Here is a 14303-nt window from a genome sequence, read left to right on the forward strand (position 1 = left end):
ACCATGAAAAATCCACGTTTTATCCTATGGATTTTAAGTTGCAGCAAGTACAGCGAACAACCCTGCCGCTTGAAAGGCGACGGGTTTATTCATCGAGTGTTTTAATCATGATAACCTAATCTGAATCTCTCTCAGTATGAACTTCGCCATGAAATTACATTATCAACTGCTGGCCACCGAGTCCGATGCATTGCCGGTGATCCTGATCCACGGGCTGTTTGGCAATTTGGACAACCTGGGCGTGCTGGCGCGCGACCTGAACCAGCAGCACAGCGTAGTTAAAGTCGATCTGCGCAACCACGGCCTGTCACCGCGTTCTGAGGTCATGACCTACCCGGAGATGGCGCAGGATCTGCTGACGTTGCTGGACGATTTGCAGTTGGAAAAAGTGATTGTCATTGGCCACTCGATGGGCGGCAAAGCGGCCATGGCGCTGACGGCAATCGCCCCGCAGCGCGTGGAGAAGCTGATCATCATTGACGTTGCGCCGGTGGACTATCAAACGCGCCGCCACGACGAAATTTTTGTCGCGTTGCAGGCGGTAAGCGCCGCAGGCATTACCCAACGCCAGCAGGCGGCGGAATTGATGCGCGGCTACCTGAAAGAGGAAGGCGTGATCCAGTTCCTGCTGAAATCCTTCCACCAAGGCGAATGGCGTTTCAATCTGCCGGTGCTGATCGAAGAGTACGAGAACATCACCGGCTGGCAGGAAGTGCCGGCCTGGCCTCACCCGACGCTGTTTATCCGCGGCGGCCTGTCGCCTTACGTGCAGGACAGCTATCGCGAAGATATTGCCCGTCAATTCCCGCAGGCTCGCGCTCACGTCGTTGCCGGTACCGGACATTGGGTTCATGCGGAAAAACCGGAGGCGGTGTTGCGCGCCATTCACCGCTTTCTCGGCGAAGCCTGAGTCGCGCCAGGCCCAACAAATGGGCCGTTTCCCTCCCAAAGTCACCATCTGATGAAAAAACGCGCTAAAGATAACGGCTTAGCGCGTTTTCGGCTCAGTTAAGCATTGTCGTCGCTCTACCTGCTGGGGTAATATGGCGCGCTATAATTTTACCGCCGTGCCGAGCGTGTTCGCTAACGTCAGGCTGGGGTGAATTTGGGTTAGGGTTTATTGGCCCGAAGTGTGTTAACCGAACCGTCCGGAAGCGTGTAAGCGCTTTTTGATGCAAACTCCCTTGCAGTACCGCTACCTATGGCAAAAGAACAAACGGATCGCACGACGCTGGATCTGTTCGCAGATGAACGCCGTCCGGGGCGCCCGAAAACCAACCCGCTATCCCGAGATGAACAGCTTAGAATCAATAAGCGTAATCAGCTTCGACGCGATAAAGTCCGTGGCTTACGGCGTGTGGAACTGAAGATCAACGCGGATGCGGTGGACGCCCTGAACAAACTGGCGGAACAGCGTAATATCAGCCGCAGCGAGCTTATTGAGCAAATGCTGCTGGCACAACTGGCGGACGAGCAGCCAGAACATTGATCATTGCAGCCGCACATGCGGCGCGGCGTTAAGGATGACGCCCGATCAACACCGCTTTATTCCACCCGGCATCGCATTAAAGTGATAAATACCCGGGGTAAATTTCTGGCATGATACGCACTTACCGGTAAGAGATAATCTCTTGCCATGGCATCATTTTAATCGGTGTTATCGTAGTCTACGCTAACATCGTGAATGCAATTTATTGAATTTAAAGGTTATACGCGATATGGCTAATGTAGGCATTTTCTTTGGCAGCGACACTGGCAATACCGAAAACATTGCCAAGATGATCCAGAAAATTCTTCAGCAGCAGTTTGGTAAAGAGGTGGCTGAAATTCATGACATCGCCAAAAGCAGCAAAGAAGATCTGGAAGCTTTCGATATCCTGCTGCTCGGTATCCCAACCTGGTACTACGGCGAAGCGCAGTGCGACTGGGACGATTTCTTCCCAACGCTGGAAGAAATTGACTTCAACGGCAAGCTGGTTGCGCTGTTCGGCTGTGGCGATCAGGAAGACTACGCAGAGTATTTCTGTGATGCGATGGGTACCATTCGCGACATCATTGAACCGCGTGGCGCCGCGATCGTAGGCCACTGGCCGACCAAGGGTTACCACTTTGAAGCGTCCAAAGGCTTGGCCAACGACAGCCATTTCATCGGCCTGGCCATTGACGAAGATCGCCAACCTGAGCTGACCAACGAACGTGTTGAAGGCTGGGTAAAACAAATCGTCGAAGAGCTAAGCCTGGCCGAAATCGTCGGGTAACGCCAAAGGTTGAACAAAAGCCCTGCAAAGTGCATAGTGTGCCGGCAGGGCCATCATTGGCAGTACAAATTACTGCAATAGAAGCTACAGATTTGTAACTTCCCACACCATCAAGGTAGACTGAGTTTCCGGTTTATCCCATTCATCAAGACGTTGCATGTATAACATGCAATTGTGCAATTATAGCTTTGTTAACAACCGGCGGTTTCCATTTAGAGCAACCGGTTCTATAATGAGACGCAATTAACTCTTTGTGCCGACCGATGCCAAAGGCGAGAACGCCTCAACTTGATTAGCATAGTAACAGGACTGAATCCGCATGACTGACAACAACACCGCATTGAAGAAGGCCGGCTTAAAAGTCACGCTTCCGCGACTCAAAATCCTGGAAGTACTGCAAAATCCGGAATGCCATCACGTCAGTGCGGAAGATCTGTACAAAAAACTGATAGATATGGGCGAAGAAATTGGCCTGGCTACGGTTTACCGCGTACTGAACCAATTTGATGATGCCGGCATTGTGACCCGTCACAACTTCGAAGGCGGCAAGTCCGTGTTCGAATTGACCCAGCAACATCACCACGATCACCTGATTTGCCTGGATTGCGGCAAAGTGATCGAATTCAGCGATGAGTCTATCGAAGTGCGTCAGCGTGATATCGCCAAACAACACGGCATCAAGCTCACCAACCACAGCCTGTACCTGTACGGCCACTGTGAAACAGGTGACTGCCGCGAAGACGACACCCTGCACGACAAAAAATAATGTCCTAACCGGCATTGAAAACCGCCTTAACGGCGGTTTTTTTGTGCCTGCGATAATAGGATAAAAAATCCCCGGACAGGCCGGGGAAAGTTCACAGCGTTAAATACAACAATTGCAGCGGCACTTCTCTACAGCACTTCTCTCGCTTCCCACTTACACTCACAGCACTCCCCCACCCGCCGACACGCGGATGAGCAAACCTCTTCACAGCTCATACTCAAGAAACAGCAACCGATCAAAAAACAGCGACCAGGCGTGATCGAATACACCTCGAACACGGAACCCCTTGTTCAGATAGATTTGGCTGGCATCACTGCGTTGCCATACGCACAGCACGATATTTTTCGCCTGGTGCTGTTGTGCTCGCTGCCTTATCTGCGCAAACAGCTGGTTAAAATGCCCTAGCCCGCGGAATTGGCTCTCAATCGCCAGACTGCAGATGAAATAGTCATCCTCAGTGCACTGGCTTTGGACAAAGCTGTCATAAGCCTCATCAAGCGGCCTTATTTCATCGCGATAATGATAATCCGCTTCTATGCCATACAGCTCGCTAATGGTGGCCGCATTAAAAAAACCGACAAACTCTCCACGCCGATCGTAAGCTACCGTGATCAGCCCCAGATAAGGCTCAATATTTTGCGCCTGCTGTAATGACACCAGATCCAGCCCGGCTCGATTGCCAACAGAACAGTACTCAAGGTAGCTGGTACTGAAAATCAGCTTCGCCATACGGGTTTTATCTGTTTCACTCGCCTGGTGTCCAGGCAGAAAATGCAATGCCCCACCCGGCTCCGGCAAAACCGCCCCCCCTACCCCAGCGGTCGGACACCAGTAATTACCCGCCGTAATCTGCCGCCGGTTATCGGCGATCAGGTACTCGCCAAATAGCTGGTTTACCCGATCAAGCGTGCGGTCATGGGAAAGTACGGAATAATAGTGGTAATGGTCAATATCGGAACGGATCTGCGCTGGATAGGCCATACGCGGCACTTCATCAACGGTAAATATTTCCGCATAACGTGCCAGATCCAGCGGCTGCTCAAGCTGCCAGTCCACCTGCTCCAGCCGGCTGACGCATTGCCGGTAGCTGTGTTGCTCTTCCTGCGACAGCGGTAGTCGTTCATTGGTGATCACATCCTCCAGCAGACGCATTCCGCGAATACCGCAGGTGACGGCCTGTGGGTGCGCATCATAATGGACGCCATAATCCTGGCAGAAGCGATCGTGACTGAGGAAAGAGCGGCCTATGTGGCGACTCCACAGCTGATAAAAGGGATCAAACAGTTTGCGTTCATAATCCGAATTCTTGTCCGGGACTTCGCCGCTTTCCGCCGCAAAGATCTGATCCAACCCCGCCAGCATTCGGCACAGTGAGATATCGCCCTTGCGGCTGACTATCATGCCGGTTTCATCGAGAAACAGATTCAACCAGCTGACGTGGCTGACCTCGCCCTCAGCCAGGAACTGAAGATAATCAGGCACCTCTGGTTTGATCAAAAACAGCGTCGCCGACCGGTGGGGTATGGTATCGATATCCATATACAGCCCCCCCATCTCGATCAAAATCAGAAAACGGAAGTAGTCGGAAAGCGTGGCGTAATAGCGCTTATCGTGCAGTTGATGGATAAAGCCCAGGTTGTCGCCGACCCTTTTTTGCGCCAGTTCGCTCAGCGAATGCACCTGCAGGCGATGGTTGCCCGCATCATACTCCCCCAGGTAGCCGCCTTTTATCACCGGTACGGGGATGAAATACGCATCCCTTGCCAGCTGCTGTGCGTCCCAAACCCATAACATGCCGACCCAGTCATTCGTCTCGGTGCTAGCCACCGCCTGCTGCGCGGCCCCCCACTGGGAGATAACCTCTCTGGCGTCGTCAGGTATCGCGCCCCCCAGCCAGATCCGGTGCAGCCGTTTTTCACTCGCAGCCAGCGGGCGAGTAGGCACACAAAATAGTGAAGAACAGCGGGCGGCATCGAATAAATGTCCATGTGCAGCCCGCCACTCACGCAGTTGCGCGACACCGCGCTGATAACGCTCCAGCAGCAGCAACGAAGCCTCACGTTGATATTTCACAAACTCAAACTTTAGATCGTTGATCCGCGCCTCATATTCAGCCCGGAACAGATCATCCTGCATAACCCCCAAATGCCCGTCGTTAAGCTTCATCGGCCAGCATCCTTATCGATGACAGCGGCAGCGAAGAGCCATAACCCTGTGGATTTTTGCTCTGCCATGACCAGGCATCGCGCACCATTTTTTCCAGACTGCGTTTGGCTTGCCAGCCCAGCTTCTCTGCCGCCAGAGACGGGTCGGACCAACACTCGGCAATATCTCCCGCACGCCGGGGATTAAATTGGTAGGCGATTTTGAAGCCACAGGCGCGTTCAAACGCCCGAATAATCTCCAGCACCGAGTAGCCTTTACCGGTGCCCAGGTTATAGACGTTAAATCCTGGCTGCAGGTTATCCAGCGCTTTTAAATGCCCTTCGGCCAAATCCATAACGTGAATGTAATCACGTACCCCGGTACCATCGCTGGTAGGGTAGTCGTTGCCATACACCGGCAACACCGCGAGTTTGCCAATAGCCACCTGCGCCAGATAAGCCAGAAGATTATTGGGAATGCCGGCGGGATCCTCACCAATCAAGCCGGACTCGTGCGCCCCGGCCGGATTAAAGTAACGCAGCGCGGTGATCGCCATCTGCGGTGCCGTTGAAGCGAACTCCGCCAGGATCTGCTCGACAATCAGCTTTGAGGTTCCGTAAGGATTGGTGGTCTGCCCAACACGACAGCTTTCCGTCAGTGGGGTATATTCTGCCGGCCCATAGACGGTGGCTGAAGAGCTGAAAATAAATTGCTTAACGCCAGCATGGCGCATTCTGTCCAGTACGATCAATGAGCCGGAAATATTATTTTGATAATATTTCAGTGGCTCTTCGGTAGATTCTCTGACCGACTTCAAACCCGCAAGATGAATAACCGCATGAACATCATGCTGGCGAAAGATATGATCCAGCAAATGATGTTGCTGGATATCTCCCTGATAAAAAATTACTTTTTTACCGGTTAATCGCTCCACCCGAAACAAAGACTCTGGCGAACTGTTGGACAGGTTGTCCAGTACGACAACTTCCTCCCCCCTTTCTAACAGTGCCAATACCGTATGCGAGCCGATATAACCGGCGCCGCCCGTCACCAATATAGCCATCATATATCCTTGTTTGTGTTTAAAAATAAACGACTCACTCAGAAACCACCTAGACTTCCCGGGTTTTAAAACCGACAGGTAAAGCAATACAAAGCAGTAATATGGCTAACAGATAAACGGAGGAATGCGGCCCGTACTCGGTCAGGATCCCTTGTAATATTCCGGCCAGGATCACACCGGTGGAAATGCTGTTGGTGAACAACGTGGTGGCCATGCCCGCCCGCTCCGGCATCAAGTCCTGGAAATACAGCATGCCGACGGTGGCGAGAATGCCGATAAATATCGCGTTAAACAGCTGCCAGACTAGCAACCCAGCGGCCGAGGTAAACCACAGCATCCCGGCATAAAACAGTATGCCGGCCACCATCGCCCCCGCCATCATCAGGCGCTTGCCCACCCGATTTACATATCGGCCTACCAGGATCATGATGGGGATTTCTATCGCGGCCGCGATGCCCATCATCCAACCGGTCAGACTTTGCGGCAAACCCAACTCGGCCGTGATATACAGCGGCACATCAATCAGATACATGGCGCTGCAGGTCCACATCAATACCGAGGCGAAAAACAACCGGCTAATATCTTTATCGAAGACCGTTTTTTGCGGTATGCCGATTTCATTGCCCACAGGCGGGCGAGCCACCTCGGGTAATATCCACCAGGCCAGCAGCGTGACCAGCAGGAATATGCCGGCAGCAAACATAAACATCGCCGTAAAGCCATAATTCACCACCAGCATAAAAGCCAATGGCGGGCCAAAAACCCAGGCCAGAGAGAGTTGGGCGCGCATGATGGCGCTGAACATCGCCACGTTTTGCGATGACCGTTCCCCGTATTCACGCGCCAGGGCAAATAACTGTGGTATCGCAGTATTGGCGATGGCGGTTAACAGCACGCCTGCGGTAATTAACGTCAGATAATTGCGATTAAAAGCAAATAGCAGACAGTTTCCCGCCGCCAATAAATAACAGATTAAAATCAAATGGCGCCGGTCACGCTGACGATCTGATTTTTTCGCCAGCAAAAAACTGACAATAATGCCGACCCCGGCATTAACCGCATAAAAAAAACCGACCCATAATGAAGTCACCCGAACCTCGGTGGTGAGGAACAGGCTCAGGGTCGGTATTTGCAGTGCCCCGGCAATGCCAGAAAAAAAAGCAACGACCATAAAGGTCAGCCGTATCGAATTCATCGCTGATTACCGCCGGTCGCTGCTGTTAACCATCAATAACGGCCCGCCTGCGAACAGACGGGCCGTGGTTCAGGAGTTACACTTTCTCGGCGCGACTATAACGCTTGCCGTCCGGGCTCACAGCGCGGATTTGTACTTCACCGCTAACCCCAGGCTTGGCCTTGGCATCGTAACGTTGCCATTGCTTACCACCGTCGGTGGAATATTCAATGCCCAGACCCGGCAGCGAAATATTGGCTTCCAGCTTGCCCCCCACAACTCGGGCGCCTGGCACCGGCAACCGGTAGTTCACGCCACCTTTGTCCAGTTTTGCCAGCTCACGCTGACCGAGCAGGTTGGCAAAGCGCAACCAATCGCGGTCCAGCTTCTTGGTATCGATGAAGTGGGTTTCGCCGCCTTTATACTCCCGGCCCGCCCGGTAATCCTGCTCCCACTCTGCCCGGTGCCATGCGCGCTCAGCCACCGACAGCGAACGAGGGAAGATCATGTACTCCATTTGTTCGTCGGTTCGCTGGGTTTCGCTCCACATCTGCGCGGAAATACCGTAAGCCCCCGGCCAGGGCTTGACGCTCTTGGCGGTAAAGTGATTACCATCGCGATCAACCGAGGTTTCGGCGTTTTGCGGCAGGTTGTTTGGCGCAAAGCTGAACATTTTCTGTTCGTCGCTGAAACGCGTTCCCCAGTAGTAACCGCGCTCGTCCGGGTTCACCTCATACGGGAAGTCCATGTAGACATAATCCGGGTTTGAAAGGATCAGTTCGTAGCCCTTGTTCGCCCAGTCGTTGGCACTGTCGAACCCGCCCCAATACAGCGTATCCCAGAAGTTAACCCCGACACGCTGGGTAGCAAAGGCCTTGGCGTTTTTGGCATCTTTCAGGCCATCCTGCCAGGCTTGCATTCTGTCGATCCCATGCGCTTTCACCAATTGGCTGACTTCTACTCCGAAGTAGCTTGGCAGGTGCTCCATATCGGCGACCTTGCCATCTTTGATCATCGCCTGGCAGACCTGAGATTTTGCCCATGGCTTGTCTTCTTTGCTCTGATCGATGATGCCTTTGCCGGCTTCCGGCTTGTTCACATCGGTATAACCAGCACCTAACCGGATGTTTTTCGCCTCGTCACCGCCAAAGTGCCAGGTACTCAGCGGCTGCCCGGCCTCTTTATGCATCTGGGCAATCTCGCCGATCACCTTGTCGACAAAACGTTTGGATGAATCCAGGCAAGGGTTGAGATAGCTTTGGCGGTTGAAGTACTGCACCGAGGTGGTGTTAGAGGTATCGGTTGGATCCACTAAACGGAACTCGTTGGCCTCTTGTTCTTTACCGGCGGCATGCAGTTTCTTATAGCGCGCTTCCATTGAGACCACCGCCGCACGGGCATGCGCCGGCATATCGATTTCCGGGATCACTTCAATCTGGCGCGCCTTGGCGTACTTGATAATGTCGATGTAATCCTGGCGAGAGAAGAAGCCGCCATAAACCTCCGGCCCCTGGCCATACTGCGGCAACAGGCAGGTGGTTTCGCTCAAGTCGTGGCAACGCTGCCCACCGACTTCGGTCAGTTCCGGCAAGCCCGGAATGGCGATGCGCCAACCTTCGTCATCACTCAGATGGAAGTGGAATTTATTGAGCTTGTACGCCGCCATTTGGTCCAGCAAGCGCAACACCGCATCCTTCTGGTGGAAGTTACGTGCGACATCCAGGAAGATGCCACGATACTGGAAGCGCGGCGCATCTTTGGCCTCCAGCGTAGCGATTTTTACGCTGCCTTCGGTAGGCACTAATGACAAGATGGACTGCAGGCCATAGAACACCCCGGTCTGATCGAAACCAATGACTCGCGCTTCCTGCTTGCCGATGATCAATTCATAAGCGCCCGGTACCGCTAGTTCGCCTTTGAATATTCCCGGTTGGATATCGGTTTTGATCGGATAACCAGCTGCGTTACTGGTTATTCCCAACAGCGCGAAACGCTGGGCAACGGCGTCCGCCGCCGGTTTGGACAATGCGCTCAGCTCCAATGCAACGCCTTTGCTCAGATCAACATCCTGCGCATGCACTTTAACCTGCAACGGCGTTGGCACTATCTGACCGCGTAACGACGCGGTGGGTAAGGTTTTTAGCTCGGCGTTTTTCGTAAAGCGCGAGGCCGGCGTCATCAGGATGTTATTGTCGTCTTTGGTACGCTTCCACTGGTCGCCGGTAAAGGGCGCAACGAACTGGTTCAGATCTTCGGTATCGGTATTGACCAGAATTTTAGGCTTGGCATCGCCCGAGGTGGCGTACCAACGTGGCACGAAGTCGGTTTTAAACAGTTGCCAATATTCAGTGATAATCGGGATCTCTACCGTTTTCCCCGCAGGGAAGCCGGTAAATTTGTCGGTAGGTTCCAGCTTGTACAGATCACCGGTCAGGTGAGATATCTTGAACTGGTCGTTATCCACCCGCAGGGTCTGACGAGCGCTGTGAAAGTAAATCGCCCAGTCCTGACCGTTGATCTCCTGATTGTCGTTGGTCAGGCCGATCAGTACCTTGTTGCAAGCCGCCCAGTCGGCACCCAGCTTACCGCAATCCAGACCGTTTTCGGCTGCCCGGTTATCGACCATTTTCAAATTCAGTTTCAGCTGGCTCAGTTGATCCACCAGCGGCTGATTGGCCATCGCGTTCCCCACGCTGCCAAATAACCCAATGGTTGCCGTCAGTGCGGCAAGCGCGCTCAATTTGAATTTATTCATTTTTATCATCGTCCTTAATTGTTGTTATCGCGGATCTCTTTCCAAATCTGGCCACATTTGGCGTCATAAGCCTGGCCGTTACCGCTATGAACTGCCTGAATGCAGTTTTGATAATCCATCACCCGCACCGTTTCTTTCTCGGCGAACTGTTGATGCTGTTTCTCTTGTTTCAGTACGTTCAGCACTGCCTGGCATGACTGCAATTTTTCCGGTGAGCCCTCCGCGGTGTTGATACAGGCGCTGTAGGCCTGTTTCAATTTGGCATCTTCCGGCGGCGCCGCAGGCTGTACGCAGGCGCTCAACGTGGCTACCGCAGCCAACATCATCATGATTTTTTTCATCGTGTTATTCCCGTTAAATGACCCCGGCGCTGCCGCCGGGGAATATACCCGCGATCTTTCAAGCCGCAGCGTTGTTATCTGCACCAGCTGCAACTCGCAAGCTCTGGGTATGTTTAGAAAATGGTGAATGGCGCGATAACCATGAATTTGACGTCTTTCTCGTCCTGGAAGATGTTGCCGTAACCCCCGCCCCAGCTTGGGATATTGGTGTGGTTGTCGTATTGGGTGTAGTGCAGTTTCAGCAGCGTGCCTTTGGCGCGGCCTTCCTGAATGGTATACATGGCGTCCAGGCTCCAGGCGCTCTCTTTCAGACGCTGGCTCTGATCGTACATCGGGTTGGTGCTCGGTTTAGCGTCCCAGGCGTAAACGTAAGAACCGCCCACCGCCATGCCCGGCAGGTTCCAGTTGCTCAGGTCGTACATCACCCCGGCATAAACCGCTTTTTCGCCGTTGGCGTTAAAGTCGGAACGGTTATCCCACCACACGTCGAGGCGGCCGTTGGAAGAAGCATAGGTTGGCGTCATACGCTGCAGGAAGTAGCCCTGGTTGCCTTCGGCCTTGACCATGGTCCCTTCCAGGCGCCAGTTGAACTGGCCAGTGGTGTAACCAAAGGTCAGCGCCTGCAGCCAGGCCAGGCCGTCGTAAATACTGTTCGGGTCGTTCTTGTCGTTAATGCGGTCTTCGGTGCCATAGAATTGGTAACTGGTGGTCAGCGGGTTGCCTACCAGATCGAATTTATAAGACGCCTTGGTGAAGTACTGATTCACATAGCCCTGGGCTTGGCCGAATGCCGCCTCCAGCACCAAATCGTTTTTGAAGTCGTATTTGGCACCCAGCGAGTGCAGATAGGAGACACCGGTTTTTTTATCGTTCTGACGGAAGTCGTCCATCTCGATATGCCATGGCGCTTTATATTTATTGGTCCACATATAAGAGAAGCTCAACTCACCGGCATCGCCGTAGTCAAACTTGGCACCGGCCTCTGCACCCTGATAGGTGCCGGGCATAAAGCTCCAATGCGGCGCCAACAGAGTTTGGCCGCTTGGCTGGATATAACCGCCACGTGCCCAGACGGGGCCATATTTGAATTTACCGGCGGCTTTATACAGGCTGATGCCGCCTTTGTCGCCGGAGTAGTCTTCATCGTAGGTACGGTTTTTGGAAGAGAACGCGATTTCATTCGGGTGGCCGCTGGCGCTGGATTCAGCCAGCTCGATGGCGGTAAAGGCGCCGACGTCCAGGCCGAACATGTCCCAGGCATAGCCCGAGGCAAAATCCAGGCTCAGGTTGGCCGTCGAATGCGACAAGTTGGTGGTGTATTTATTGTAATCGTCACTGGTCGGATTGAGATCTTTACGGTCACGCTCACGTTGCCAGTAATATACGCCGCCGGTCATCGTGGAATCATCGATAAATCCTGCGGCTTTCGCCTCAGGGGCCATGGCAAACCCTGTTCCCAACAGCGCACCCGCGACTGCGAGCGCCAGCGTTTTACGCTGAGCACCGTGCGTACCCATAATGAAATTCCTCTTTGACTTAACTTTAAAAGTTGCAGCCGCCCGTGTTCACCACTGCCCTGCACGACTGCCAATAAAAACCCAATCGGGTAAAAAATATTGCTGACAGGGCTAAAACCCCACAGCACTTATTGCTACAGACAGACTATTTTTCGCGACGCGAATTATCAAATGAAATATCAGAGAGATTTGTCAAAGTATGACAAAGAGCACATATCGATGAGATTTTGTTACGCAGCTATGCAAGGAGAGTGTCGAATAAAAAATTCAATAAAATCAGAATAAATAATGATATGAGGTCAATATAAGACGATTAATGGTTTCAGCCGAATCAAAAAAGTCAGCCAGAGGAAAAAATATGAGAGCGCTCTCCAGATGACATTAATTCGCATCACGAATATATAAGACAATGTTATATGAGTGATGATTTATATCAAGAAATTACGGATACAACGGCCAGAGAAAAATTTAAACATTGATTGAGCGAACTACATCGCAACAGGAAAGGTAAATAACGGCGACAGACATAAAAAAAGCGCAACCGAAGTTGCGCTCTTATTGCGTTAACCACTTATCACTCAGGCACCGATTTTAGCCCAGGTGTCGCGCAAACCAACGGTGCGGTTAAACACCAGATGCTCTGCCGAGGAGTAACGATTATCGGCGCAGAAATAGCCCTCACGCTCGAACTGATAGGCTTTTTCCGGCTGTGCAGTTGCCAGGCTTGGCTCCACAAAGCCGTGCTTGATTACCAACGACTCAGGGTTAATGGTGGCAAGGAAGTCCTCTGCCGCTGCCGGATTTGGCACGTTGAACAGACGATCGTACACGCGAATTTCCGCCGGCAACGCGTGCTCGGCAGACACCCAGTGGATCACGCCTTTCACCTTACGGCCATCGGCAGGATCCTTGCTCAAGGTATCCGGATCGTAGCTGCAGAAGATAGTGGTGATCTCGCCTTCAGCGTCTTTCTCCACGCGTTCCGCTTTGATCACGTAGGCATTACGCAAACGCACTTCTTTCCCCAGCACCAGACGCTTGTATTGCTTGTTGGCTTCTTCGCGGAAGTCAGCACGGTCGATATAAACCTCGCGGCTGAACGGCACTTCACGGCTGCCCATTTCCGGCTTGTTCGGGTGATTAGGCATCGTCACCATTTCCACGCCGGAAGTCATATTTTCAATGACAATCTTAACCGGATCCAGCACCGCCATCGCACGCGGTGCGTTGTCGTTCAGCTCTTCACGAATGCAAGCTTCGAGCGCCACCATTTCAACGTTGTTATCCTGCTTAGTCACGCCGATACGCTGGCAGAATTCGCGGATGGATGCGGCGGTATAGCCACGACGACGCAGGCCGGAAACGGTCGGCATACGCGGGTCATCCCAGCCTTCAACGATTTTCTCGGTCACCAACTGGTTCAGCTTGCGCTTAGACATGATGGCGTATTCGAGATTAAGGCGTGAGAATTCGTACTGACGCGGATGACAAGGGATGGTGATGTTGTCCAATACCCAGTCATACAGACGACGGTTGTCCTGGAATTCCAGCGTACACAGCGAATGGGTGATCCCTTCCAGCGCATCGGAAATGCAGTGGGTGAAATCGTACATCGGGTAGATGCACCATTTGTTGCCGGTCTGGTGGTGTTCCGCGAACTTGATGCGGTACAGCACAGGATCGCGCATCACGATAAACGGTGACGCCATGTCGATCTTGGCACGCAGGCAGGCGCTACCTTCGGCAAATTCGCCGTTGCGCATTTTTTCGAACAGCGCCAGGTTTTCTTCCACGCTGCGACCGCGGTACGGACTGTCTTTGCCCGGCGAGGTCAGGCTGCCGCGATATTCACGGATTTGCTCAGGCGACAGCTCGTCGACGTAGGCCAGCCCTTTGTTAATCAGCTCTACCGCATACTGGTGCAACTGATCGAAGTAATCTGAGGAGTAACGGACGTTGCCGCTCCACTCAAAGCCCAGCCACTCCACGTCGTGTTTGATCGACTCAACGAACTCGATATCTTCTTTTACCGGGTTGGTGTCATCGAAACGCAGGTTGCACTGGCCCTGGTAATCTTTGGCGATGCCAAAGTTCAGGCAAATGGATTTAGCATGGCCGATATGCAGATAACCATTCGGCTCCGGCGGGAAACGGGTATGTACCGACGTATGTTTCCCTGAAGCCAGATCTTCATCGACGATCTGACGGATAAAATTGGTTGGGCGGGCTTCAGCCTCACTCATTTCACTATTCCTCAATGCAAAGCGCTACACATAACCGCCTA

Annotated in this window: 11 protein-coding genes; 4 read left to right on the forward strand and 7 right to left on the reverse strand. The window is 52.8% G+C overall.

From position 1 onward, the window contains the following. Positions 1-136 precede the first annotated feature (136 nt). The 4 genes from ybfF (at position 137) to fur (ending at position 3024) form a co-directional block, all read left to right on the forward strand. The gene (gene ybfF, locus AC1RKG_RS13455) at positions 137-910 is read left to right on the forward strand and encodes an esterase (RefSeq protein WP_020825648.1); all 774 of its coding nucleotides are present in this window, start codon (positions 137-139) and stop codon (positions 908-910) included. Between the two features lie 291 nt (positions 911-1201). Further along, complete coding sequence (gene ybfE / locus AC1RKG_RS13460; protein ID WP_004949692.1) at positions 1202-1489, forward strand: LexA regulated protein; 288 nt, start codon at positions 1202-1204, stop codon at positions 1487-1489. A gap of 229 nt (positions 1490-1718) precedes the next feature. Beyond that, positions 1719-2258 (forward strand): flavodoxin FldA, encoded by a 540-nt coding sequence (gene fldA, locus AC1RKG_RS13465; protein ID WP_048759474.1) that lies wholly within the window; start codon positions 1719-1721, stop codon positions 2256-2258. 319 nt (positions 2259-2577) lie between these two features. Next, on the forward strand, positions 2578-3024 hold the full coding sequence (gene fur / locus AC1RKG_RS13470) for a ferric iron uptake transcriptional regulator (RefSeq protein ID WP_020825646.1): 447 nt from the start codon (positions 2578-2580) through the stop codon (positions 3022-3024). A gap of 204 nt (positions 3025-3228) precedes the next feature. Here the strand turns inward: fur and AC1RKG_RS13475 are convergent, their stop codons facing one another. The 7 genes from AC1RKG_RS13475 to glnS all read right to left on the reverse strand — a co-directional run bounded on the left by AC1RKG_RS13475 (position 3229) and on the right by glnS (position 14262). Then, positions 3229-5190 (reverse strand): glycosyltransferase, encoded by a 1962-nt coding sequence (locus AC1RKG_RS13475; RefSeq protein WP_493183247.1) that lies wholly within the window; start codon positions 5188-5190, stop codon positions 3229-3231. Further along, positions 5180-6232: a UDP-glucose 4-epimerase GalE gene (galE, locus tag AC1RKG_RS13480; RefSeq protein ID WP_217330914.1), complete on the reverse strand. Its 1053-nt coding sequence runs from the start codon at positions 6230-6232 to the stop codon at positions 5180-5182. The genes AC1RKG_RS13475 and galE overlap by 11 nt, the downstream gene beginning before the upstream one ends. Positions 6233-6281: 49 nt before the next feature. Continuing rightward, positions 6282-7427, reverse strand: a complete 1146-nt coding sequence (locus AC1RKG_RS13485; RefSeq protein ID WP_122077590.1) for an MFS transporter — start codon at positions 7425-7427, stop codon at positions 6282-6284. Positions 7428-7503: 76 nt separating this feature from the next. Continuing rightward, entirely contained in the window at positions 7504-10161 is a 2658-nt protein-coding gene (locus AC1RKG_RS13490; protein WP_493183249.1) for a beta-N-acetylhexosaminidase, read from the reverse strand. 14 nt (positions 10162-10175) lie between these two features. Further along, complete coding sequence (chiQ, locus tag AC1RKG_RS13495; protein ID WP_020825644.1) at positions 10176-10502, reverse strand: ChiQ/YbfN family lipoprotein; 327 nt, start codon at positions 10500-10502, stop codon at positions 10176-10178. 113 nt (positions 10503-10615) lie between these two features. After that, positions 10616-12019, reverse strand: coding sequence for a chitoporin ChiP (gene chiP / locus AC1RKG_RS13500; RefSeq protein ID WP_020825643.1), 1404 nt, complete (start codon positions 12017-12019; stop codon positions 10616-10618). Between the two features lie 578 nt (positions 12020-12597). After that, positions 12598-14262 carry a glutamine--tRNA ligase gene (gene glnS / locus AC1RKG_RS13505; RefSeq protein WP_020825642.1) on the reverse strand — a complete coding sequence of 555 codons (1665 nt, stop codon included), beginning with the start codon at positions 14260-14262 and terminating at the stop codon, positions 12598-12600. Positions 14263-14303: the final 41 nt, after the last annotated feature.

The sequence above is a fragment of the Serratia sp. GW822-FHT06D09 genome, from assembly GCF_058799515.1.

Bases quoted from the DNA above. Each gene is read 5' to 3' on its own strand.
- ybfF (WP_020825648.1), top strand. From the start codon at position 137: ATGAACTTCGCCATGAAATTACATTATCAACTGCTGGCCACCGAGTCC.
- ybfE (WP_004949692.1), top strand. From the start codon at position 1,202: ATGGCAAAAGAACAAACGGATCGCACGACGCTGGATCTGTTCGCAGAT.
- fldA (WP_048759474.1), top strand. From the start codon at position 1,719: ATGGCTAATGTAGGCATTTTCTTTGGCAGCGACACTGGCAATACCGAA.
- fur (WP_020825646.1), top strand. From the start codon at position 2,578: ATGACTGACAACAACACCGCATTGAAGAAGGCCGGCTTAAAAGTCACG.
- AC1RKG_RS13475 (WP_493183247.1), bottom strand. From the start codon at position 5,190: ATGAAGCTTAACGACGGGCATTTGGGGGTTATGCAGGATGATCTGTTC.
- galE (WP_217330914.1), bottom strand. From the start codon at position 6,232: ATGGCTATATTGGTGACGGGCGGCGCCGGTTATATCGGCTCGCATACG.
- AC1RKG_RS13485 (WP_122077590.1), bottom strand. From the start codon at position 7,427: ATGAATTCGATACGGCTGACCTTTATGGTCGTTGCTTTTTTTTCTGGC.
- AC1RKG_RS13490 (WP_493183249.1), bottom strand. From the start codon at position 10,161: ATGAATAAATTCAAATTGAGCGCGCTTGCCGCACTGACGGCAACCATT.
- chiQ (WP_020825644.1), bottom strand. From the start codon at position 10,502: ATGAAAAAAATCATGATGATGTTGGCTGCGGTAGCCACGTTGAGCGCC.
- chiP (WP_020825643.1), bottom strand. From the start codon at position 12,019: ATGGGTACGCACGGTGCTCAGCGTAAAACGCTGGCGCTCGCAGTCGCG.
- glnS (WP_020825642.1), bottom strand. From the start codon at position 14,262: ATGAGTGAGGCTGAAGCCCGCCCAACCAATTTTATCCGTCAGATCGTC.